Origin of the sequence: Mesorhizobium sp. M0016 (genome assembly GCF_040324035.1) — a bacterium.
Classification (GTDB): Bacteria; Pseudomonadota; Alphaproteobacteria; order Rhizobiales; family Rhizobiaceae; genus Mesorhizobium.
Genome location: NZ_JAMYVM010000013.1, coordinates 22,930 through 46,746, shown reverse-complemented (window position 1 = coordinate 46,746; position 23,817 = coordinate 22,930). Strand labels below are relative to the sequence as shown.

The window sequence follows — 23,817 nt, the reverse complement described above, 5'->3', positions numbered from 1 at the left end:
CGCTATGCTCGTAGCTTGAACCTCGATATGCTACTTCGCATGCCGCCTGAGACTTGATTGAGCTCGTCGATCGCGAGCGTCGATTGGTGAAGGGACTCGACTGTTTGCTGAGCTGCCTCGCTTAGCTGGGTTAGCGTGTCGCTGATCTGCCCCGCGCCGGTCGCCTGTGCTTGCATGCCTTCATTGGCGACTTCGAAACGTGGCACCAGCCCCTGAACCTGCTGAATGATCTCGAAGAGTTGCCCGCCGACCTGCTGGATGTCCTGCATACCCCGACGGACCTGCTCGGAAAACTTGTCCATGCCCATCACCCCGGCCGCGACTGCCGACTGGATGTCCTTGACCATTTGCTCGATATCGTAGGTGGAGACAGCTGTCTGGTCCGCGAGCCTTCGGATTTCCGTCGCCACCACTGCAAAACCCCGGCCATATTGGCCTGCCTTCTCCGCCTCGATGGAAGCGTTGAGCGACAACAGGTTCGTCTGATCGGCCACTTTGGTGATGGTCGTCACCACCTGATTGATGCTGCCGGCTTTCTCGCTCAGGATCGCCAGTTTGGAATTGATCGCGCCAGCCGCTTCCATGACCTGCTGCATGGTTTCTTCCATACGGGTCAGCCCCGCTTGCCCCCCGCCAGCCACGGCAGCGGTTTGTTCGGCAACTGTGGAGACCTCGTTCATCGTGCGGACCAGTTCGTTTGATGTGGCGGAGATTTCCTTGGCTGTCGCTCGGATTTCTGTTGTGGTCGCTGCGATTTCAGTCGCAGTTGCCTGCTGTTGCTTGGAGGTGGCGGCGATCTCAGTTATCGACGTGCCGACCTGTATGCTGGACCTTTGAACCTGACCAATGAGGGTTGTGAGATCGTCCGCCATTGCGTTGAAGCCGTCGGCAAGCACGCTGAATTCGTCTCGGCGCCTCAGATCGAGCCGTTCGCTGAAGTCGCCTTGCCGCATCAATTGAACCGAGTCGACCAAACGGGTGAGCGGACCTGTAATGGCGCGAAACAGCTGGTAACCCAAAAGAAGGGCTAGCCCGAGGGCTATCAACAAGCCAACGCTCAAACCGACTTCGGCCGTTCTGACGATCGAGCTGATCCGCTGCGTCGCGCTGTTTGCCTCGCCTCTGTGATCCTCAACCATGGCCTGCAGAGCGGACTGCAATTTTACAAAGATCGGCTCTACTTCGTTCTTGATAGCTGGGCTTTCATTGGGAGTTTCACCTTTCGACAAGGCAGCCCGGCTTGTTTCCAGCACAGCAGTTTCAGCCAGACGGAATTGGTTGGCGAGTTGTTTGACGGCTGCATAATTCTGCTTGTCGATATCGGAGACGATCGTTGCCTCATAGTCGTCCATCGACCGCTGCACCTGGTTGCGATTGGTCGTGATCGCGTTTTCAACCGTGCTTCTGTCTGACGGGTTGTCCTGAAGGGCATATTCCTGAAGCAGACTATGGGCCGCCATCTGGCCCGTCATGATCTCGGTACTGTGATAAAGGTCCGGAAGGATGCCCTTCTCGACCTCAGTCGCCTCCTCCCCCGCCTGAAGAAACCAGGCGTACGCGATGAGGGCTATCACGGACATGACCACCAGAACGGCTGCGAAACTGACGAGGATGCGGTGGCGTATTGTCAGACTCTTCATGGAACCGGTTCACCAATGGGGGGCATCGTGGGCTGCGCGACAAGCGCTCGTTCCGACATATTCGAAAAGGTGCGTCGAAAAGCGGTAGTCTGATGCTGAATGGTTTCTTTTCCGTTCCATAGCTAATGATGGCGAGGCGGCTCGCCAATCGGCGCCGCCAGAAGCGGTGGTCAAAGGACGTCCTGCCGTCCACGCACATCAGCCCGAGATCGGCTGGATGGCGCGCCGCGTCAGGAGGAGCGTGGATGAGCTGCTTGAGGCCACGAATTGAATGACTGCTTAGGCCAGGTCGAGGCAAGAAAGCCGACGTCCTGCTTGCTGCCCCTAAGCTGCCAGGCGGGAACGCGCCTCATATCAGCCGTCCAGCATGATCGTCGCTACTGAAAGCGGAATCGCCGAAACCAGATGTCGCAAACTGGCCAACGCGTAGATTGGCGTCGAGTGCGGGTTCGGCATTTGCAGGTGACGATAACTAAATGGCAAGCGCCCCCGCCTGAGGCCCTCAGGACTAAAAGATCTTGAGAAAACCAGTTTCAAATGCGCATCCTCAAGCGGCGGCCGCCCACCGCACGAGGATGGGCACAACGTGACGAGCGCTCTGGAGCCTAGAGAGAACTGACCCGACACCACCTTCCTTTGCGGCATTGCGGCGGCGCAAAAAGATTACGAGATGGAGCAGGCGTATTGCCAAATGGGTCCACCAGCGAGAGTTCGCGTTTTCCGCCTCGGCTGTGAACCCCACTTCCATTCGCTGGTCTTGCTCAGGTCGAGGTCTACTTTGCCATCGAGGGCTCATGTTGCGGCTCATAAGCAGGCGGTTGGGTAGGTCTCGGCCAGCACACGGCCCGGTGGCACTCACTGCGGTCCACACCGCAGTTGAAACTGACCACCCGACCCAGGGTTCGAAGACGGTCCCCGATCGGAACACCGAGCAGAGTGTGCTCGCGCTCCTCAAGTCACCGATATCCTTGGTGAAGACGTTGAAGGCGTGTGCAAAGGACGCCTCGACATCGGCGGAGTGATTAAACGGCTCGGCTACCGGATGCTTAGACATCGTTGACAAGGGTGCTATGGGATCATAACGTACCTGACTGGTATAACAGGTATGCCACATGATCGGAGTTCTGATCAAGCAGCGGAAGCTTTCGGACGAGGTGGCAGCGCACCTCGAACGGATGATCCGAGAGGGAGAGTTGGCCGAAGCCGACCGTCTCCCATCTGAACGGGAACTCATGCGGCAGTTCGGGGTAGGGCGGCCTTCCATCCGTGAGGCGCTGCTGCATCTGAGCAAAATGGGCCTTGTCGAGGTAAAATCGGGGGAGCGTGCCCGCGTCACTCGACCCACTCCTCAATTCGTGATTGACGCCCTTTCAGGGCCGGCTCGGCACATGATTTCGGCGCCGGGAGGCGTTCACGACTTCCAGAGCGCGCGCTTGTTTTTCGAGGTCGGTCTTGCCCGCAACGCCGCTGTGCATGCTACCCCGGAAGACATTGACAGCCTCAAGGAGGCGCTCGAACTCAACCGGCAGTCGATCGGCGATCTGGCGCGCTTCGAGCGCACGGACGTAGACTTCCATTACGTGCTGGCGGTAATCACCCGCAATCGGATCTTTACAGCTATTCACGCGGCCTTGGCTGAATGGTTGCTCGAACAGCGTCGCACCACATTGGCCAAGGGTGAAGACCGCAAGGCTTACCAGGCTCATCGCGAAATCTTCGAGGCCGTCGCCGCGCGCGATCCAGACGCGTCAGAGACGGCCATGCGCAGCCATCTCGAATATGTGGCCAAGCGGTATCTGCAACTTGCGAGGCCCAAGTGATGACCGGATTTGTCGTCTGGGTCGATTTCCGCCTGAGGCCTGGTGCCCGGGACAGATTCCGAGAACTTGTCGACGCCAATGCGACCGCCTCGATGCGCACCGAGGCCGGCTGTCGCCGCTTTGACGTGACGGAGGCGCGCGGCGAACTGGATCGGGTCCTGCTCTATGAGATTTACGATAGCGAGGCCGCATTCGAGGATCACTGCCGCACCGCTCATTTCGACGAATTCAATACGCAGAGCGCGCCGCTCGTCGTGACCAAGTTGGTGACGACCTGCGACCTCGTTCTTGAAGCCACGCATTGAAGCGAACATAGGCGGATTGGCCCATTGGGGCGAACGGGAGGAAGTGCATGTCGGAGCCAAGTCTCAGGGCGTTAGCTTCTCACAGGCGGGTCAAGCTCGGTACGCTCGTCGCCGAGTTCGCCACGCCGGGAATCGGTCACATCCTGAAGTCCGCTGGCTGCGATTTCGTCTTTTTCGACATGGAGCATTCGGGATTTAGCTTGGAAACGCTGAAGAGTGCGATCCGTTATTTCGAGGCGGCCGATCTGCCGGTCATGGTGCGTGTGCCGTCGCAGGACTACCATTTCCTCGCCCGCGCCATGGACATGGGCGCCGAAGGCCTGATCGCGCCGATGGTGAGCAGCGTCGAACAGGCGCAGCACATCATCAACTCCATGAAATACCACCCTGCCGGCGCCCGCGGCGTGGCGCTGCAGATCGCTCATGACCGTTACCGTCCGGGCTCGGTCGCTGACAAATTCGATGCCGCCAACAAGCGCTCGACGTTCATCTGCCTGATCGAGACCGCCGACGGCGTCAAGAACATTGACGGCATCGCGGGACTGGACGGGGTCGATTGTCTGTGGGTCGGACATTTCGATCTGTCCGTCTCGCTCGGCATTCCTGGCGACTTCGCCCACCCCACTTTCACTGCTGCAATGGCCAAAATCGTTGCCGCCGCCAAGAAGCACAACAAATCGCTTGGACGCTTGGTGCCCAACGTCGCCCAGGGACACGAGTTCTACGCACAGGGCTTCGATTTCATTTGTTATTCAGGCGACGTTTGGGTCCTGCACGACGCGATCGCCGACGCGGTTTCCAAGATCCGGGCCGGGTGCCAATAGGAGCGGAGGAGACGATGGACAGCGTGAAATTCAGGGTGGCGCTTTCCGGTGATTTCCGCAGGCCGGACGGCTCGCCGACCTACCCAGATTTCGATCTGGAGCCGCTGCGCAATGCGACAGCTGTCGAGATGGTGTTCCTGGAGTCAAACAGTCCGCTTCGCGCCGACCAACTTGAGGATTTCGATGCGCTGATCCTCCTCGCCCATCGTTTCGATGCCACGAGTGTCCCCAGGAGCGGCCGCCTGGCCGTCGTTGCCCGCTTCGGGGTCGGCTACGACACTGTCGACGTTGAGGCATGCACCGCAGCCGGTATTGCCTTGGTCATCACGCCCGATGGCGTGCGACGGCCCGTCGCCGTATCCGTCGTCACCTTCATGCTGGCGCTGACCGGCAAGCTGCTGACAAAGGACGCGCTCACCCGCAAAGGGTCTGTTGGTTTTGAGAAGCGCTCCGAACATATGGGGGTCGGCCTCGTCGGGCGTACGCTTGGGTCGCTGGGCATCGGCAACATCGGTGCCGAGGTCTTCCGCTTGGCGAAGCCCTTTGACATGCAATTCATTGCCCATGACCCGTTTGCCGACAAGGGGGTCGCTGCCGACCTGGGCGTCGAGCTGGTAGGGCTGGAGGATCTGTTTCGCCGCGCCGACGTGCTGTCGGTGAGTTGCCCCCTGTCACCCCAGACCCACCACATCGTCAATGCCGAGCGGATCGCCCTGATGAAGCCGACAGCTTACCTGATCAACACCGCGCGCGGCCCGATCGTCGACCAGAAAGCGCTGACGCAAGCACTGCAGGAGCGCCGCATCGCCGGCGCCGGTCTCGACGTGCTGGAACAAGAGCCTCCCGACGCAGACGATGCGATCCTCAAACTCGACAATGTCATCCTGGCGCCGCACGCGCTTTGCTGGACCGACCAGTGCTTTGCCGGCAACGGTGCGGCGGACGTCAAAGCGGTAATGGAGGTGCAGCGCGGTCGCGAGCCGCGCGGCGTGGTCAATCGCGAGGTGCTTTCGAGCGAGCTGTGGAAGACCAGGCTGTCTGGGCTCGCCGCCCGCTTTGGAACCTAGGAGTGACACTGATTTTCGGCGCGCCGCCGCGGCCTGTTTGCGGCGACCTTACGGGAGGAAATGCTTGACCGCTGCGCCGGCGGACGAGTGAAGCAAAAGGAAAATGGGAGGACCAAGCACTATGAACGATCGTGAAAAACGTGACTTTCAGGCAGGTCTCGAAGCAGAGGTCGACGCCTTCATGCGCGGCGAAACCACCCGCCGAACTTTCATCACCCGCTTCGGTCAGATGACCGGCATGTTGGCCGTGTCCGGCCCGCTGCTGGGGATGATGACCGATTGGGCGCTGGCGCAGCAAACATTGGAATTGGCGGACGGCACGTCGCCGCTCGGCCAGGCGCAGGCCGCAGCCCTGAAAGCATCGAAGGAAGGGCCTGCGGACGGTTCCGCCTTTCGCGCGGCGGAGGCGGCCAAGGCGCATTCGGGCGTCACCCTCAACATGACCTACGAGGCTGGCCTGCAGGCACTCGACCCGCGCAATTTCAGCGGGCCGATGTGGGAGCAGCTTACCGGGATGAAGTCGAATGTCGTCGAGCTGTCGAACCCGGACCAGTACTCCAAGGCGGTCGCCGAGCACATCGCCGGCTCGGGTGCCTATGACGTCCTCGACATCTCGCCGGCCTGGACGCCGTCGCTTGCCGATGGCGGCGTCATCGCCCCGCTAGACGACTACATCGCCAAATACATGAACCCGGCAGACCTCGAGGACTATCATCCCCTGTACAAGGCGCTGCCGACCTACAAGGGCAAGATCTGGGGGTTCTTCGACGACGGCGACATGTTCGCTCTCTACTACCGCAAGGACATTTTCGAGGATCCGAAAATGATGGAGGCTTACCAGGCGAAGTTCAACACCAAGCTTGGACCGCCCAAGACATGGGAAGAATATGCCCAGATCGCCCAGTTCATCACCGACCAGATGGCGCCAAAGGTCTATGGCGCGGGACATTTCCGCAAGGCGGGCAGCCCCGGCAATCAGTTCGACTTTCTGCAGCAGTACCGGGCCAACGGCGGAAAACTCTTCGGCGACGACATGAAGGCAGGTTTGGTTTCGGATGCCGGCGTCAAGACGCTGACAAACATGCTCGCCGCAAACAAGGCCTCGATCCCCGGCAACAACGAGCTCGACGCCGTCTCCTTGTGGGCGGCTTTCCTGACCGGCAAAGTCGCGATGATCTATTCCTGGCCTCCTAGCGGCCGTATGGCGGCGAACTATTCGCAGTCGGCCACGGCAATCAACTTCATTCCGCAGTCCCAAATCGCCGGCAAGGTCGGCTATGCCGTGGTTCCGGGAAATCCGGAACATGCCACCGGCTACAACAAGGCACTGTCGGCCGACTCGCCCAACCCTGAGGCGGCGTATCTGTTCATGCAGTGGGTATGCTCGCCACCCGTCTCGCTGGCACGTTGCATGCTGCCCTACGCGCTACGCGACCCGTACCGCATCTCGCACTTCAAGTCCGAGCTCTACGGCGCGCTCTTCCCGAGTGCCAAGGAGTACCTTGCCAACCTCAACAACTCGGCAAACGTCGGTCTGCTCGACCCGATCATGCCAGGCGCGCAGGACTACTTCTTGAGCATCGATCGCATGTGCACGGCGGTGTGGGCTGGTGCGGATCCGAAGGCGTCGCTTGAAACGGCGGCCGCCGAGTGGAACGAGACGACCGACCGACTGGGTGTGGATTCGCAGAAGGGCTTCTACACCGAGTTCTTGAAACTGCCTGGCGCCACCGCCGACAACACGGTGGAAAAACTTGGCATGGCGGTCACCCTCTGAAGGGAGGCGGACTCTCTGGAGCAATTGGTGTTGCGGGCGCTTGGCTCGCAACACCTCCCCGCTAAGCGGCGATTGGATACGCCTATGCAGCCCACAGCCACGATCCGCCATTTGAAGGCCGCCGGCGCACCGCCCCGGCTGTCTGCCTTTGCCCAATGGGCTGACCGTCATTTCAAGTGGCTGCTGGTCGCCCCCGCTGTGCTGCTGATATTGGCACTGTCGATCTATCCGCTTCTGTTCTCGCTGGTGGTATCCTTCATCAACTACGACTTCCAGGTGCCGGGCCACGCCTTTGTCGGATTGAAGAACTTCGAGCGGGTCGTGTTCGATCCCGTAGCACGTTGGTCGCTGTTGCTGACAGCATCGCTGTCGGGCATCAGCGTCGCTATAGAGTTCGTTCTCGGCCTCCTGGTGGCGCTGACAATGGTGCGCAGCTTTCCGGGCCGCGGTGTGATCATGTCGATCCTGATCGTGCCGCTGTTCATCAGCCCGGTCATCGTTGGCCAAGCCTGGACGCTGCTCTTACAGCGGCCTTTTGGACCGACCAACTATGTCCTGACGCAACTATTGGGGCAGGAGGTTACGATCGGCTGGATGACGGAGCGCCCGTGGCTCTACGTCTCGCTGATCATCGCCGATGTCTGGCAGTGGACGCCGTTCATGTTCGTCATCCTGCTCGCCGGGCTGACCGCAATCCCACCCAATCTCTATGAGGCGGCAGAACTCGACGGCGTCAACGCCTGGCAGGTTTTTTGGGCGATCACGCTCCCGCATCTCGGGTCGATGATGCTGCTGGCGCTGACCTTCCGTCTGCTCGACGCAATCCGTATGTTCGATACCATTTTCATCATGACAGGGGGTGGCCCAGGAACACAAACCTACACGGCCTCCTATTATCTTTATACCATAGGCTTCACGCAGTTTCATCTGTCGCAGGCAACAGCAGGAAGTTGGCTGTTCCTGATCTTTACGGCGCTCATCGTGACGTTGCTGGTGCGTCGGCTCTTGAAGGTGGAACCGGTCTGATGGCCGCCGTCGCGCCCGCCCGCCGCAGGAAACGCCGGTCGTTGCCGATCGGCCGAATTCTGCTGCTGGGGTTCTTCCTGGTGTTCGTGCTCTGGCCGCTCTACTGGATGTTCAACACCTCCATCAAGCCCAGCGACGACTACCTCACCGTACCGCCTGTCTGGTTCCCCGCCGCTCCGACGCTTGTCCACTACAAAGCTGCGCTGTTCGCCTATCGTGGTCTCGACGGGCTCATCAACAGCCTGATTATTTCGCTTTCGGCCACGGCGCTTTCGGCGCTGCTCGGCACGCTGATGGCCTATAGCCTGGCGCGCTACGACACCGGCGGCAAGCATCTGTCTTTCTGGGTGCTGTCGCAGCGCTTTTTGCCGCCGATCGGGATCGTGCTGCCGGTGTTCCTGATCTATCGCCAGGTCGGGCTCTACGACACTCATGTCGGCCTGATCATCGCCTATACGGTCTTCACGCTGCCGGTCTCGGTGTGGATGATGTTCGCCTATTTCCGCGGCATGCCGAAGTCGATGGAGGAGGCGGCCCTCGTCGATGGCTGCACGAGATGGGAGGCGTTCTGGCGCGTTGCCGTGCCGCTCGCAGCACCGGGCATCGTCGCGGCGGCTGTCTTCGCCTTCATTGCATGCTGGACGGAGTTCTTCTTCGCTCTGATCTTGACCAGCCGAACTGCCTTTACACTGCCAACGGTCTTCCGCGCCTTCATCGGCTTCCAGGGCGCGCAATATGGCGAAGCCGCGGCCCTTGCCATCGTCTCCCTTGTGCCATCGATCGCCCTTGGGGTCCTTGCTCAACGTCATCTGGTGCGCGGGCTGACGCTCGGCGCCGTTCGCGGTTAGGAAAGCTCCCGCATGGCCGAAGTCAAAATTACCGGCTTGCACAAGCGCTACGGCGCGTTCCATGCCGTGCGCGGCATCGACCTGGACATTCGCGACGGCCAGTTCACCGTTCTGGTTGGACCGTCCGGCTGCGGCAAGTCCACGCTGCTCCGGACCATCGCCGGCCTGGAGGAGATATCGGAAGGCACGATCGAGATCGGCGGCGAGGTGGTCAATGATTTCCGGCCGCGCGATCGCGACGTGGCAATGGTGTTTCAAGATTATGCGCTCTATCCGCATATGAGCGTGGCCAAGAACATTGGCTTCGGCCTCAAGGCTCGCAAGATGCCGAAGCCAGAGGTCGAGGTGCGCGTGGCCGAGGCGGCACGCATGCTTGGCATCACTCCCTTGCTGGGGCGTTTTCCGCGCCAATTATCCGGCGGCCAGCGCCAGCGCGTCGCCATCGGCCGCGCCATAGTCCGCAACCCGCGCATCTTTTTGTTCGACGAGCCGCTGTCCAACCTCGACGCACAGCTTCGCGACGAAATGCGCGGCGAAATCAAACGCCTTCACCAGGACATTGCGACAACGATGATCTACGTCACCCATGACCAGATCGAAGCGATGACGTTGGCTGACCGCATCGTGCTGATGCGCGACGGGTTGATAGAGCAGCAGGGCGCGCCACTCGAGTTGTTCGAGCACCCGGCCTCAACGTTCGTCGCTGGGTTCCTGGGTTCGCCGCGGATGAGCTTCCTGCCAGGTACCCTTGCCTTGGACGCAGGCGCCGCTGCCATCCGGCTCGCGGATGCACTGCTGCCTTTAGCGCGCGGCAGGGGGCTGAAGGGCGTCGCGGACGGACAGCAGGTGCTGCTCGGGTTGAGGCCAGAACACCTCACTCGTGCGCACACTGCAACGCCGGAGCAGGGCACGTTTCGCTATGAGGCAACGATCGACCTGCTGCAGCCGACCGGCTCGCGCAGTTACGCGACATTCCGACTGGCCGGCGCGCCGGTGATGGCTGAGCTGCAGGCGCACGATGTCAGCCGTCCGGGCGAGAAGCTTGCGATCGACATCAACATGAACCGGGCCTCGATCTTCGACGCCACGACGGAGCGCGCAATTTGACCTCGGCAGCTTCCCTGGCAGTCCGCTTGTGTGGCACCGAAGAGCTCGAGGCACCGCTGCGCACGCTGCGCGCCGGATCCTTGTCGGTCGCGTTCGACAATGGGGCGTTGCGTTACATCCACGTTGGGACGATCGAGGTCTTGCGCGGAATCTCGTTTCTTGTACGGGACGAAAACTGGGGAACATGTACCACCGTTCTCGATGATCTGCGGATCGACGAGAGGCCGGATGCGTTCGCCATTGAATACCGTGCAACATGTGCTGCAACATCCGGCCGCCTGATTTACCGGGCGCGCGTCTCAGGCCGTGGCGATGGTGCGCTGTCGTTTGTGGCGGAGGCAGAGCCCGAGACCGACCTTTTGACGAATCGGACCGGCTTCGTCGTCCTTCATCCGATCGAGGGCTTAGCCGGCAAGCCGATAAAGGTGCTGCATGAGGATGGTCACGACGAGCTATCGTTCTTGCCGGACCACATCGATCCAAAATGTCCGTTCACCGACATCCGGGCGTTGTCGCACGAGATCGCGCCTGGGATCTGGGCGACATGCACCATGGAGGGTGATGCCTTTGAGATGGAGGACCAACGCAATTGGTCTGACGCCTCGTATAAAACATATGTCCGCCCTCTGCGTCGCCCGTGGCCTTACAGACTGCCCAGGGGCCAGAAATTCACGCAGGCCGTCCGGCTTCACGTGTCAGGAACGCTCCCTGCCGGGACGTCTGAAAATCGCAATCCACTCATCAACCTGACGATCGGCGGACCGGTCGGCCGAGTGCCCCGCACTGGCGTCGGCGTCGCCGCCGACGAGGCAAAGCACGCGCTCGAAACCCCCGAGCTCCTACGACGAATGGCTCCCCAGTGGATGGTCTGCCAGGTCGATCTCCGGATCGCACACGGCCAGGACGAACTAGAAAGCTACGCCGCGCTCGCACGGCTGACCGGCGCTGGAGTGGTCCTCGAGATTATCACCAAGGGCACGCGCGATCCATTCGGCGAATTGGCGCCGGTCGCGGATGCTGTCCACTCACTCGGCCTCAAACTAGAAGCTGTCTCCGTCTTTCCGGCGCAGGACATGACATCCGTACAGCCGGGAGCACCGTGGCCGACTATGCCCAGCTTCCACGAAAGCTACTCCGCCGCTCGCCGGGCTTTCCCGGGCATCGCGCTGGGCGGCGGCATGGCCGCTTACTTCACCGAACTCAACCGCAAGCGTCCGCCAGCCGAAGCGCTCGACTACGTGACCTTCACCACCTGTCCCAGCGTGCACGCCGCAGATGATGTCTCGGTGATGGAGACACTTCAGGCAATCCCCCATCTAATCCGCTCCGCGCATGCTTTCATGGGGGAACGCTTGCCACTGCGTATCGGTCCCATCCAGCTCGGCTGCCGTGAGAACCCATACGGAAAATCCACTACGCCGAATGAAGCGAACGCTCGCGTCTGTCTATCGCGCATTGATCCTCGTCAGCGCGGGCTGTTCAATGCGGCTTGGACTGTCGGATATTTCGCGGCCTGCGCTCGCGAAGGAATCGATGCCGTCGCGTTCGGTGACTTCGCCGGCCCCTTTGGCCAAATCCATAGGAAGGCTGATTTCGTGCAGCCATGGTATGACCAGCAGGATGGCCCAACGGTCTATCCCGCTTTCCATGTCTTGGCTGGTCTCTCAAAGCTCGGCGGAGCCACCTTGCTGTCCGTAGGAACTTCCGGCTGTGACGGCGTCGTGACGATCGCGGCTGAAAAAGATCGCCGCGTGACCCTGTGGGTCGCTAACCTTACCGCCAAGACGCAATCTGTGAGGCTTTCGGATTCGCCGAGCAGCGCCCGCATTGCTCTTCTCGGCGCCGAGCAGTTCGAGCGGGCGGCAACCGATCCCGACTTCATGGAAAGTTCCGCAAGACCGCTGGATGATCAAAGCATCTCGCTTGGCGCCTACGCCGTCGCGCGAGTCGACCTCGATCGATCGTCTTAGGCCTAGCCGATGTTCGCTGTTTGGCCAAACCCCCGTCAAAGATGAGGGTGGTAGTTCCATACTCTAAGGCAGCGCGCGGGATCCATCTCGCTTATACGTTCTACTATCGCGACGCCGACCAGGCTCGCCAGGTTCCGCCTGCCGAGACGCCAAGTTTTGAGGCCGCTCGCGCCGAAGCGATCCGTTGCGTAATCGGGCGATGACGATATGACCGGATGGTTAGTGTGCATGCGCGATCAGGCAGGCAACGAGCTTTGCACGATCAGCGTCTGCGAGGCCGAAGCCGCACCGCAAACGGAAACAAGCCGGTTAGGCAGCACCGCTCACGTCTGTGTCGATACGCCAGCCCTTATTCAATTAGATCGTCGCCGGTCGGAACTTTTGTGATGTTGAGCCCTTGTCCATTGAACAGTGGAGGTACCAATGGCTAACCTGGGAAAATTGGCGATCGCGATGCTCGGCGTCTTGGCATACCAAAATCGCGACAAGATCGGCGACATGATCCGTGGAGCGGGTGATCGCAACCCAAATGATCCGCAAGGCGGGATTCTGGATCAGCTTTCAAAAGGCGTTTCGGGGACCGCGCTTGGCGATATTCTCGACCGGTTCAGAGGGGCAGGCGCCGGATCGAAGGTCGATTCGTGGGTAGGCACCGGGCCGAACGAGCCGATCCAGCCAAGCGAGGTGGAAGCAGCCATAGACGAAGAAACCCTGACTTCCCTCTCGATGCAGACCGGCCTTTCGCGCGAGGAACTCATAAGCCGGATCACGCGAGATTTGCCTGAGGCCGTCAGCAAGATGACGCCTACTGGTGAATTGCCCGTTGAGGCGCCGAAAAGCTCCGGTGAGACGACCTTGCTCGACGACGTGCCATCGCACAGGACGCAAGCGAATTCAGGCGGTCAAAGCGATATCTAAGGTGACGGCTATCCATCAGGGAGAGATACTAAATCGTACTGGCGCGCGAGTTGGCATGATCGGGCAGGGCGGTCACGGTGGTCATACAGCAAACGTACTTGCCGAGTTGGATCTATTGGCCGCGCTACTCGATTCCCGCTGGCGCATTCCAGGCACATCAATTCGTTTTGGACTGGATGCGCTCGTAGGTCTGGTTCCCGTACTCGGAGATGCGGCGACGGGCATTATCTCGGCCTACATCGTCTTGCGAGCTCGAAACGTCGGTGCCGGAAATGGGTTGGTCGCCCGCATGCTAGGCAACGTGCTGCTGGATACGCTCGTAGGAAGTGTCCCAATTCTCGGCTCGATCTTCGACGTCTATTTTAAGGCGAACAATCGCAACATCAGACTGCTGCGCCGTCACATCAACAAGTGAGGCGGATAAGCAATCGTCGCGATGCAATTCTTCTAAAAGGCTCGGAACCGACAGGGGCGCTGGGGCTTGAGTCGCGATTCCTGGAGTCGCGAGCATATGACCAGTGCCATTGACCGGCTTTCGTTCATCGAGTTCCAATCGCCCACACTGGTCGAGAAAGCTCCCGAAGGCGGAGATTGGCTTCACGAGATCAAATATGACGGCTACAGGACGCAGCTGGTCGTTGAAGGCGGAAAGGCGCGAGCATTCACACGTCGCGGCCACGATTGGTCCCACCGTTACAAGAGGATTGTTCAGGCCGCGGCAAGCCTGCCGGTCAAATCCGCTATCATCGATAGTGAAGCTGTCGTCCTGGGCGACACCGGCCTGCCGGACTATCAAGCCCTGGAACGTGAGCTGGGCAACCCAAGTTCGCTGCGGATGACTCTCTACGCTTTCGACCTCCTGTACCTCCATGGCCGTGATCTACGGGAACAACCGTTAGTGAAGCGCAAGGCTGCGCTGAAGAAGCTGCTGACCGAAACCGAGCCAACCCTGACTTATGCCGAGCATCTGGAGGTGAACGGCAATGATATGTTCGACCATGCCTGCCGGATGGGCATAGAGGGAATCGTATCCAAGCGAGCGGATGCTCACTACCGCTCGGGCGTCCAGACCAGTTGGGTCAAGGTCAAATGTGTCAAGAGCGACACTTTTCCAATCGTGGCTTTCGTCGAGAAACTTGGCGCGCAGCCGCGCCGCATCGCATCGTTGTACATCGGCAGGCGAGAGGGCGACCGGCTGCTTTATGCCGGGAAGGCCCAGACCGGCTATACGCTGGACGCAGCCCGGCGCGTTAGGGAGCGGCTTGATCCGCTTGTAACCGCCAAGTCACCGCTGTCGGAGCCGATCAAGAAGCCCAAGGCGACATGGGTCGAACCAGACGTTCTTGCCGAGGTGCAATTCAGTGGCGTGTCGGACCGGGGCATCTTGCGTGAGGCGGTCTTCAAGGGACTCCGCGAGGACCTTCAGGCAATCCCGCCCAAGCCTCCGTCGCCCTCCAAGCGGAGGTCGGAAGGCCAACACGGCGTCCCGCGCGAGAACATTCTCCAGCTGCTACCCGATGCGGTTGCACCTTCCAAGGAAGAGCTGGCAGACTATTGGCGGCGGGTCGCTGATCAAGCTCTAGTTGATCTGGTTCGGCGACCGCTGAAGCTGGTCCGCCACGTCTCCGGCGCAACCTTCTATCACAAGGGACCGCTACCTCGGATACCGGCGTCCGTACATCAGCTCCGGGTTCAAAAGCGCGAAGGCGGCGAAGGCATTCGGGTATGGATAGATGACATGGATGGTCTGCTTGGCTTGGTCGAGATGGATGCCGTTGAGCTTCATCCGTGGAACGCGACGATTGATGACATCGAACATGCGGACCGGCTCGTCCTCGACCTCGATCCCGGAGAAGGCGTTCCATGGGACGATGTGATCGAGGCCACGCTGGCGCTACGGGGCATCTTGGAAGCGGCAGGCTTGGAGAGCTGGCCAAAGGTCACTGGCGGCAAAGGCATCCACTTGATGGCCCCGCTCGTTGCGAAGATGACCCATGACAGCGCCCGGAAACTGGCCAAGTCGCTCGCCCACCGTCTGGTTGATACCGATCCTGACCGATACCTGTTGTCAGCTGACCCCGCAGCCCGAGGAGGCCGGATCTTTCTCGACTATCTCCGCAACGGACAGGGCAATACCGCAATAGGCGCTTTTTCCCCGCGAGCGCGGCCCGGCTTCCCAATTGCCCACCCGGTCACATGGAAGCAAGTCGAGGCGGGCATCCGGCCAGACGTTTTCACGCTCGCGCAGCCTTTCAGACCCGCTCGTCGAAAAGCCGCGTGATGCGTCGCGACCATCAGCCGGTATCAGCGAGTTCCTTGCCTCGCGTCCGAGCCTCTTCCGGTCGTTGCCGTGTTCTCTGATTAGCTCGCGCGTTCTGGCGTGATACGATGCTGTTTGGCGAAATAGCCAACCTCATAATCTTCATCGACTGATACACGGTTGCGATCTCGAAAATCACGCTTGCTCTTATCGTCTGCCATCATCTTTCCTCCTGATCAGAGAAACAACGACCGACGTTGTATGTTCCCGGCGCCTCACTTCGGCCGCCAGAGGCGCGGGCTGTCCGACCGTACTGGGGCCGCAGCCATTGCGAAGGTGATCTGGCGAAAGTTGGTTGGCCAAAGGCAAGGGTGATTTCGTTTGCTGTTCGGGATAGCTGACCGTCGATCGAGCCTGTCTGCGGGCCTCTTGGTTTTTTACGACGCCAGTCGGAACCCAGACGGGTCGCAGATGATTCAGATGCGCATCCGGGCTATCAACGAGGATCGTGAGCAAAATGGCGGGGGGTGACCACGAAGGCGACAAAACTGCGCTCCGGGAGCCCAAGGTTTCGTCTAGGACGCATGACCCGGGTCACAGCGCCGCGGCACGAGTTCGACTTCATCACCAAGGTCGGCCGCATAGACCACGCCGGAGCTCTCGCAATGTTGCAGAGGCATATGGGAGATATAGAGGCGGTCTTTTTCGGAACTGATGTTTTGGCTAAAGCGCTAGACCAGCCTGCCGAGTGACGCTCAGTTAATCCCTATCGCGGCGCCCAGCCAGCCTTTCCGTTGCCGCTCAGTAAGCCGGCACAAGGCGCGTGTTTCGCAACGGCAAGGCCATGGTGAACTGCAAGCCGTCACGATGGTAGTTCAATTCGATCTTGGCGTTGCATTGCACGGTCACGACTTTTTCCAGAAGTGTCGTGCCAAACCCCCGGCGACTGGGCTGCTCGACTTTCGGCCCATCTCGTTCCCGCCAGTCAAGATTGACGATCTGTGTATCGCCGGACCCGCCTAACGACCAGCGGACATCAAGGCGGCCTCCCGTTTGCGAAAGCGCGCCAAACTTCGACGAATTGGAGGCCAGTTCGTGGAAAGCCATCCCGACAGGGACCGCAATGTCGGCGACTAGCGCTACGTTCGGGCCTTTCAGAACGATACGCGGCCTGTCGCGCGTCTCATAGTGGTCAAGCTCGCTTTCGAGCAGCTTGTGCAGGGAGGCAGTCTGCCAATAATCGTCGGTAAGCATCGAATGGGTCTGGGCCAGGGAAACGAGCCTGGCTGAAAAATCGCGTACGAAATCATCGACGTTGCCGCTCGACTTGGCCGTCGCGCCCATCATGGCGCGAACGTTGGCCAGCGTGTTCTTGACGCGGTGATGCAGCTCGCGGATGAGCAATTTCTGCCGATCGGCGACCTCCCGCTTCTGTTCGATGTAGGACTGGACCTCACGCTGGCGGGCGCGGGCACGCAAGGCGGAGCGCACCGAGTTGGCGAGGCTCGAAGCCAGAAATGGCCGTTCAAGCACGATCAGATAGCGGTCCAGAAATGCCATCCGCGTGTCGACTTCGTTCCCCCGCATCGTCAGAAGCACGATCGGAAAATCCGACCATGCGGGTTGGGCTTCAAGCCAGGCCGCAAACTGCGTTCGATCGGAACTGAGCAGGGTCTCCTCGGCCACGACAAGGCACTGAGCCTCGTCGAGAAGCGGCACTGCCTCTTCCAAGCTGCCGCACACACGCGAGGCAATCTGGTTTGTAGCCAGGATGGAGGCCGCGATCCTCGCGTCACGGCCAAGCGGCGCCAGCACGAGAACGGCGGGGCTGGACGACATCACAGCGCCTTATCCCTCAGAAGGTCTGTCGGCTTGCCTTCAAATTCCGGAGATCCCATCAGGATGCCGCGGAATTGTTCCAGTGGCTCACCTACGGCCACGCCGTTACCGCCGATTTTAAACTCACGAATCGTCTCTTCGTGGGGGCCGACACGTTTCTTGACAACGGAAATCGCGCGTCTCAACTGACCTGCGTTCTCGAAGAAGCGCAGAAGCATGATGGAATCGCAGAGATAGGTCATGTCGACCGGCGCTGCCGTTTGCCCAAACAGCCCGTGATTGGCCAACAGCAGGATCGTCGCCACTGCCTTCTGATTGAGATAGGTGAGGATCTCGTGCATCTGAAGCACCAGATGTTGTTCTTCGGACATGGCATTGAGATAGCCAGTTAGGCTGTCGATCACGACGATCCGCACATTGGATTCTTCGACGGCCGCTTGGATGCGCGAAGACAATTCGCCTGGTGAAAGCTCAGCCGGATTGACAGATTCAAGCATCAGCGTGCCGTCCTCGGCAAACGGCTCCAGGTCCATGCCGAGCCCGGCGGCGCGCGCCAAGAAGATGCGCTTTGTCTCGTCAAACAACAGCACCAGCACACGCTCGCCACGCTCGAGTGCGGCATAGCAATAGGTGCAGGCAATGGTAGACTTGCCAACGCCAGACGGCCCCATCAGCATCGTGCTGGTACCACGGGCCAGCCCGCCGCCAAGCAGGGTGTCGATCCGGTTGTTGCTCATGGCCGGCGTATCATGCTCGGCCACCTCATGCTCGGCTGCAACGAGCCGCGGATAGGCGATAACGCCGCCTGGGCGAATGACGAAATCGTGAAAGCCGCCCCGGATCTGCACGCCGCGCATTTTGATCACGCGTAGCCGCCGACGCTCTCCACCATAGACGGGCGACAGCTGCTCCATCCGAATGACGCCGTGACTGATCGAATGCAAATTGAGGTCATCCTGCTCAGCGGTCAGGTCGTCGAGCATAAGCACCGTCACATTGTTGAGCATGAAGAAGCTCTTCAATGCCAACACCTGGCGCCGATACCGCAGTGACCCTTGCGATAAAAGTCGAATTTCAGAGAGCGAATCGAACACCACGCGATCGGGTCTGACGCGTCCGATCTCGGCCATGGCAGACTGCACGGTTTCGCCGAGTTCCAATTCCGAGGAATGGATCAATGTCTGTAGCTGCGCAGGATCGAAACTGAGCTCCGGCGGCACAAGTTCAAGAATTTGCACCCCCTTCAGATCCCAGCCGTGACGGCCAGCAACCGAGAGCAGTTCGCGCTTGCTTTCTGACAAAGTGATGTAAAGGCATGTCTCGCCATTCTTGGCGCCCTCGATCAAAAACTGGAGGCCAAGAGTGGTTTTTCCAGAACCTGGTTTCCCTTCGATGAGATGGGAGCGGTTCCTGGCGTAGCCGCCACGAAGAATGTAGTCGAGGCCGCTAACTCCAGTTGTGATCGCCGAGGCGTCGTCTCTGTCCAACTAATCCCCCAATGTAATTTCGAGAACCAGATAACGACGGGCACCTTTCGCGGTTCCACGTCTCTCGGTGAGCGCCCTTGTCGTGAGACTCACGAAAAGGCGACAAGAAACGCGGCAAAAAAGGGCGCCGTACCTCTCGGAGCCCTTTTTCAAGTTCAGTTTGGAACCGGCGACCTACCAGCCTTGCCGGCCATACCAGTCATCGATGTCGCGCCGAGCGCGGTCCTTCTCAATGCCGTAGCGCTCCTGAATCTTGCCTTCCAACTGATCGCGGTTACCGGCAATACGGTCCAGATCATCGTCTGTGAGTTTGCCCCACTGTTCCTTGACCTTGCCCTTTACCTGCTTCCAATTGCCTTCGACACGGTTCCAGTCCATGGCACCTATCCTTGTTTGTTTCGGACTGAGAAAAACGCCGTAACGCTACCGGAGTTCCCGTCAAGTTTGAGCAGATCGACCGATCGAAGCGTGGCGAGGTAGGCGGCCCCGAAGCAACCCGCTCTGGAACGCGATGATGGCTTGCCGCGCCGGCTGTGTTCTCCACACTCTTGGCCACAGTCGCTCGCGAGACCAGCTTCGTTGGACAAACAGCGACAGGGATAGCGTGAAGCCAACTATGCTGCGTTGGTCATCCAAGCCTGGCGTCAGATACTAATTCTTGCTGTCGGGAGCCATGTTCCCTGCGGCTTTTGCCCTGAAGCGCCTTACCCGGCTGCGTGTGCCGCAGCTCTCATCCGAGCACCACCGTCTGCGCCCGCCACGCGAGGTGTCGATGAAAAGCCAACCGCAGTTCGGCCCGGTGCACTCGCGCACGCGGCGGCGGTCATTCCTGGACACCAAAAACTCGGCTGTCTCAAAGGCCACGCGGTGGCCGATCGTGTTCAGACTGGCTGCGTCGGTCCACTGCCAAGCGAGGCGGTCGCCGGACGGGAAAAGCGAGCGCTTCGGCAGGGCTAGGGCGACTGCATCGCGCACGATTTGCAAGGCATCGTCCGGCACCCGGGCGCCTGCCGCCTCGGCCTGGAGAGCCGCGTAAACGGCCTCGCGCAAAATCTTGGCCTTTTCCAATGCCGCCTCCGCAAGGAGCGGGCGGGCGGGAGCCTGCGCGAGCAGTGCTCGCGCCTCATCGACGTCGATCAAATCGGCACGTCCAGCCCAGACGACCAGGTCGGCATAGGTCTGCAAGAGGTCTGGCCCCCACACATCGCGTCGCGCGTCGACCGTGTTGACGAAGTCCAAGCAGGGGTGACCTCCAACCATGCGCATGTCGACGATAGTCTTCGCACCATCCATCCCGGAAACATCGGTTGGCGGAACCGTATTGGCAAGAGGCCGTTGTAACGAAATAAACGTCTTTTGGCCGTTACGACGAACCAACAACGCCCAGCGAAGGCTGCTTCCGATGAACCGCAACACAGCGACATTTCTGGTTTTATGTGTGATCTGGGGCACCACGTGGATCGGTATCAAGGCAGGGATCGCCACCGTGCCGCCTCTGATGTTCGCAGGCACGCGTTTTACAGTAGCCGGCTTGCTGATCCTCAGCGCGACGCGCCTAAGGGGCGCTGCTCTACCACGGGTGGCGAAAAGGAACTGGCCGCGCCTTTTCGTTGTTACGTTGTTCATGATTCCGCTTTGCTATGGCCTACTCTTTTGGGGCATGCTCTATGTCGATACGGGCACCGCGGCTGTTCTTGAGCTTTCGCTGACCCCTGTCACGCTGCTTGGATTTGCGTTGCTTCTGGGGGACGAACGCTATGACGGCCGCAGGCTTTTTGCGATTTTGCTCGGTGCGGCCGGTCTGTGCATCCTGTTCGGGCCCGAGGCCTATGCTAGTTGGACACACGCAGACCAGCAGGGCAGGGGGCTCCGGCTGCTGGCGATGACAGCGGTGGCGTCGGCAGCTGTAATCTATGCATGGGGTTCGGTGCTCGCGCGGCCGCTTCTTGAGGTATATTCATCGGACTTCATCGCCGGCTTCACCACCCTTTTCGGGGGCGCATTCCTAATTCTCATCTCACTCGTTGTGGAGCCAGGCGCGGCCGCGGCTCTAAAAGGCGATTGGGGCTGGCCGGCCTGGGTCGGGTGGCTGTTCCTCGTGCTGTTTGGTTCGTTCATAGGCTACACACTTTTTATCCGGCTCCTGCACGAAATCGGCGCCTCGCGCGCCGGAGCATTTGCCTTCGTCTCACCCGTGATTGCCGTCGTGCTTGGCATGATCACCTACGGCGAGGAGGTTAGCCTGATCGACATCATCGGCATGGCTATCATGCTCTTCGCAGCGTTTCTTGCGCTACGCGAGCGCAAACAGGAAACATCATCCGCTTCCCCGCCGTTGATTCCACGCTCCGCGCGGGCCGTGGCAGAACATGAAAGACGGCGCGCGCATCCAGCCGCCAATCAGCCTTGAGATGGAAAAGCACAAGGTTCTCGTCTATGCGAAAGAGCGCTCTCCCGGCAGCGTATCCCACCTACCACCGGCGGCGAGGAAAGCTCCAGCTCATATGACAACACTAGTCGGCGAGGGCTTTTGCCGAGTTGCTGTCAAGATTGCAGGCGGGATTTGATGGAAAAATCGCGAGGCTGCAATCAGCGACCTATTCGTTCCGATGGCAATGCAGGCTATCCGCCAACACGTCGACAGACTGTCAGCCGCATCGCTTCAGTTCGGCCACCTGAACCCCGAGACGGAATGCCTGACCATCGGCATAAGAACGTGCATAGCTTTCGGCTTCGAACGGAAACGTCAGGGTGCTGCCGTAGGCGGTGACGCGGACCGTCCACTTCTTGTCGCGAACGAGTTCGACCGAATTGTCGGGCGACGTCATGATTTCCTCCGGCACCAGCAAGGCGGAGGCACGGATAGCGTCGCGAAGGTTGTTTGAATGCAAACAATCCGACACGCTCATGTCGCTTGTTCTATACGCCTCGACTTTCTCTCAATTGGCGTAGCGCCACGGCTGCAATGTTGGTGGCGCTAAGTCCCCTAGCTGCCAAGACCGTTCCCATCGCGTGGGTCCCCTTGCGGCCTCACGCAGCGACCTTTCTGAACTCAATCGCCGAGATCGTCAGCCCGCAGTGTCATCGAGAGAATAGCCGGCAAGCCGCACGGTGCGAATGGCAACTCTGCGACGACTGCTTCAACAACTTTCGCGACTGGCTCATGTGAACGTCGACCACCTGGGCGCTCACACTGGCTTTCTGCGACCGGCCAGCTGCGATGAATTCATCACGGCTGATCACCTTTCAGGATCCTCGAGCATGTGGCGCACCAACTTGAACTCGATCGGCCCAAGAGGAATCTCCCCCCGGTGCTGTAAACACGGTGGTATCGAGCTCCATCTCGACGTCGCGATATGTCAGTGGTCTGCGATTCTGCGCCAATTTCGTGACGGTAGCCCAATCGCGAGCCTTCGCAGGTGGTCGAGGAGCTATTGCGGCGCAAATGGTCTGATGAAGCGTTCATCGACCCCGGGCTGCAACAGCCTGTGCTGACCTTCAGCGCCTGGGGATATCAAGGCGACACAGGGCGGGGAATTGGTCCGGGCATCCCGCTACAGCCGGCCGCTCCCGTCGCCAGCTCATTGTCTGGCCGACAGTCCAGCACAATTCCCACGCACCGGCCTTTTCGCGGCAAGACCTAGCGCGTCATCGATCGAGCGGGCCAGCTTGCTGCCGAAACCATCCACCTGCAGAATGTAGCCTCGGAGCAGGTAGAACTCCGCATCCTGCGAGGAGATGCACCGGCCGCGGCTCCGTCGAACTCAGCGAGGGAAACGGAAGTCAGCTCTTCGCAGTTCAACTTCGAGAGCAGACGTTCCTGGATTGGCCTTGGCACATTTGTGAACGGTCGATTCCAATGGCTGTCAAAGAGTACGGCGCGACATTGAGGCGCCAGCGAACCAGCTCGAAACCGGTCGAGCTAGTATCCGGGCCGGGTCAATCCGAGACAATTTCGTAGTGAAGAAGCTGGGCTTCGTCGAGGGCCGACTTCACTCCAGGCGAGATGACGCCGGAGCCGAAGAGGATAATATCTTCACGGCGTACGAATACTTCATGGCCGAGTCCCATGGACACAAATGTGCCCGAAGAGCTTCGTTCGAGAAGCCGAGCTCTGCCATTCAATATGGTGAAGGCGGCGTGGCGCCTCGATACCCAGGGCCGCTCGACGATGATATCGCATTCCGCCGATCTGCCGATTGTCACGGATTCGCCGTTTCGACAGGATCGCAGCTGATCTCTGTAGCGGATGACCAGATGAATCTGCCGCGGCAGGACCGAGCGTCTATCTGTAGTGGCGCCATGGCTGGTGATCTGCGTACCGGGGGCCCCATCGTCGCTCCACAGGGTATAGACATCGAAGAACTCTTGCTTCCCCTTCAAGGCCATTTTGTCGAGGAGCCGCAGGCCCTTGCGGCTTCTCGGGGAAAGGGCTTCGCAGAAGCTCTGGCTGATCAGCACCTCTCCGGGGTTCGCCGTGGTGGACAACCTTGCGGTGACATTGACAACGTCACCGAATATCGCGCCCCGCGCGCGAATGACCGCCCCGAAATGCAATCCGATACGGGCGCTCAACGGCCCTTTAGTCAGTTGATGGGTAATTTGGCAGACGGCCCTCAGCGCCATTTCCGGGCTCTCGAAGAGGCTGAGTATGTCATCGCCTTTCGAGTAAATGAAATCACCACGGTGCTTGGCGACAATCTCGCGCATCGTGTCCAGGCAATCCGAGACCTGCTGTAGAGCGGCATCGTCTCCGATCCGCTCATAGAGCGGCGTGCTGCCCACGACATCAGCTAAGAGGACTGCGGTAAGAAGCGTCTCCTGATCCATCGATCTCGTGTCCGACCCGAAAACTCAGCGTGCGTGTATAGCACACGAGGTCGCCTGCAACATATCTGCTCGAGCGCCTTGGATCGGTGCGATGCTTCA

Annotated in this window: 21 protein-coding genes; 13 read left to right on the top strand and 8 right to left on the bottom strand. The window is 60.0% G+C overall.

The genetic code is table 11. The features are described from left to right. Positions 1-2: 2 nt before the first annotated feature. On the bottom strand, positions 3-1,640 hold the full coding sequence (locus NKJ88_RS19320; protein WP_352445075.1) for a methyl-accepting chemotaxis protein: 1,638 nt from the start codon (positions 1,638-1,640) through the stop codon (positions 3-5). Between the two features lie 1,112 nt (positions 1,641-2,752). Between NKJ88_RS19320 and nanR the strand changes: the two genes are divergently transcribed. The 12 genes from nanR to ligD all read left to right on the top strand — a co-directional run bounded on the left by nanR (position 2,753) and on the right by ligD (position 15,583). After that, positions 2,753-3,460 carry a transcriptional regulator NanR gene (gene nanR / locus NKJ88_RS19315; protein WP_023682279.1) on the top strand — a complete coding sequence of 236 codons (708 nt, stop codon included), beginning with the start codon at positions 2,753-2,755 and terminating at the stop codon, positions 3,458-3,460. Further along, entirely contained in the window at positions 3,460-3,765 is a 306-nt protein-coding gene (locus tag NKJ88_RS19310) for a putative quinol monooxygenase (protein ID WP_023669450.1), read from the top strand. The genes nanR and NKJ88_RS19310 overlap by 1 nt, the downstream gene beginning before the upstream one ends. Positions 3,766-3,812: 47 nt before the next feature. Beyond that, the gene (locus NKJ88_RS19305; RefSeq protein WP_023807875.1) at positions 3,813-4,589 is read left to right on the top strand and encodes an HpcH/HpaI aldolase family protein; all 777 of its coding nucleotides are present in this window, start codon (positions 3,813-3,815) and stop codon (positions 4,587-4,589) included. Positions 4,590-4,603: 14 nt separating this feature from the next. After that, a complete protein-coding gene (locus NKJ88_RS19300) occupies positions 4,604-5,656 on the top strand; it encodes an NAD(P)-dependent oxidoreductase (RefSeq protein WP_023669453.1) in 1,053 nt (350 codons plus the stop codon). A 121-nt stretch (positions 5,657-5,777) separates the two neighbouring features. Next, positions 5,778-7,433, top strand: a complete 1,656-nt coding sequence (locus NKJ88_RS19295; protein ID WP_023689443.1) for an extracellular solute-binding protein — start codon at positions 5,778-5,780, stop codon at positions 7,431-7,433. A 30-nt stretch (positions 7,434-7,463) separates the two neighbouring features. Beyond that, a complete protein-coding gene (locus NKJ88_RS19290) occupies positions 7,464-8,459 on the top strand; it encodes a carbohydrate ABC transporter permease (protein ID WP_245264565.1) in 996 nt (331 codons plus the stop codon). Beyond that, the gene (locus tag NKJ88_RS19285; RefSeq protein ID WP_031214852.1) at positions 8,459-9,307 is read left to right on the top strand and encodes a carbohydrate ABC transporter permease; all 849 of its coding nucleotides are present in this window, start codon (positions 8,459-8,461) and stop codon (positions 9,305-9,307) included. The genes NKJ88_RS19290 and NKJ88_RS19285 overlap by 1 nt, the downstream gene beginning before the upstream one ends. A 12-nt stretch (positions 9,308-9,319) precedes the next feature. Next, positions 9,320-10,414: an ABC transporter ATP-binding protein gene (locus NKJ88_RS19280; RefSeq protein ID WP_023669457.1), complete on the top strand. Its 1,095-nt coding sequence runs from the start codon at positions 9,320-9,322 to the stop codon at positions 10,412-10,414. Further along, positions 10,411-12,384, top strand: a complete 1,974-nt coding sequence (locus NKJ88_RS19275) for a D-apionate lactonase family protein (RefSeq protein WP_023669458.1) — start codon at positions 10,411-10,413, stop codon at positions 12,382-12,384. Before NKJ88_RS19280 ends, NKJ88_RS19275 begins: the two co-directional genes overlap by 4 nt. Positions 12,385-12,807: 423 nt before the next feature. Beyond that, complete coding sequence (locus NKJ88_RS19270) at positions 12,808-13,302, top strand: YidB family protein (RefSeq protein WP_023669459.1); 495 nt, start codon at positions 12,808-12,810, stop codon at positions 13,300-13,302. Positions 13,303-13,357: 55 nt separating this feature from the next. Further along, positions 13,358-13,717 carry a DUF4112 domain-containing protein gene (locus NKJ88_RS19265; RefSeq protein ID WP_023669460.1) on the top strand — a complete coding sequence of 120 codons (360 nt, stop codon included), beginning with the start codon at positions 13,358-13,360 and terminating at the stop codon, positions 13,715-13,717. Positions 13,718-13,813: 96 nt separating this feature from the next. Then, complete coding sequence (gene ligD, locus NKJ88_RS19260; RefSeq protein WP_352445071.1) at positions 13,814-15,583, top strand: DNA ligase D; 1,770 nt, start codon at positions 13,814-13,816, stop codon at positions 15,581-15,583. A gap of 80 nt (positions 15,584-15,663) precedes the next feature. On the opposite strand, the gene NKJ88_RS19255 is transcribed toward ligD, so the two are convergent. The 5 genes from NKJ88_RS19255 to NKJ88_RS19235 all read right to left on the bottom strand — a co-directional run bounded on the left by NKJ88_RS19255 (position 15,664) and on the right by NKJ88_RS19235 (position 20,127). Continuing rightward, complete coding sequence (locus NKJ88_RS19255; RefSeq protein WP_306413631.1) at positions 15,664-15,783, bottom strand: DUF3606 domain-containing protein; 120 nt, start codon at positions 15,781-15,783, stop codon at positions 15,664-15,666. 580 nt (positions 15,784-16,363) lie between these two features. Further along, positions 16,364-17,401: a sensor histidine kinase gene (locus tag NKJ88_RS19250; protein ID WP_502904755.1), complete on the bottom strand. Its 1,038-nt coding sequence runs from the start codon at positions 17,399-17,401 to the stop codon at positions 16,364-16,366. Continuing rightward, complete coding sequence (locus NKJ88_RS19245; RefSeq protein ID WP_023669465.1) at positions 17,401-18,888, bottom strand: ATPase domain-containing protein; 1,488 nt, start codon at positions 18,886-18,888, stop codon at positions 17,401-17,403. The genes NKJ88_RS19250 and NKJ88_RS19245 overlap by 1 nt, the downstream gene beginning before the upstream one ends. A gap of 174 nt (positions 18,889-19,062) precedes the next feature. Continuing rightward, the gene (locus NKJ88_RS19240; protein ID WP_023669466.1) at positions 19,063-19,266 is read right to left on the bottom strand and encodes a CsbD family protein; all 204 of its coding nucleotides are present in this window, start codon (positions 19,264-19,266) and stop codon (positions 19,063-19,065) included. 273 nt (positions 19,267-19,539) lie between these two features. Further along, entirely contained in the window at positions 19,540-20,127 is a 588-nt protein-coding gene (locus tag NKJ88_RS19235) for a CGNR zinc finger domain-containing protein (protein WP_050588529.1), read from the bottom strand. 163 nt (positions 20,128-20,290) lie between these two features. Here NKJ88_RS19235 and NKJ88_RS19230 point away from each other — a divergent pair, with 163 nt between their 5' ends. Then, entirely contained in the window at positions 20,291-21,298 is a 1,008-nt protein-coding gene (locus tag NKJ88_RS19230) for a DMT family transporter (protein ID WP_352445067.1), read from the top strand. A 238-nt stretch (positions 21,299-21,536) separates the two neighbouring features. Here NKJ88_RS19230 and NKJ88_RS19225 read toward each other — a convergent pair whose 3' ends face one another. After that, positions 21,537-21,797 (bottom strand): hypothetical protein, encoded by a 261-nt coding sequence (locus tag NKJ88_RS19225; RefSeq protein WP_023697403.1) that lies wholly within the window; start codon positions 21,795-21,797, stop codon positions 21,537-21,539. Positions 21,798-22,827: 1,030 nt separating this feature from the next. Beyond that, a complete protein-coding gene (locus tag NKJ88_RS19220) occupies positions 22,828-23,718 on the bottom strand; it encodes an adenylate/guanylate cyclase domain-containing protein (protein WP_023697400.1) in 891 nt (296 codons plus the stop codon). Positions 23,719-23,817 lie beyond the last annotated feature (99 nt).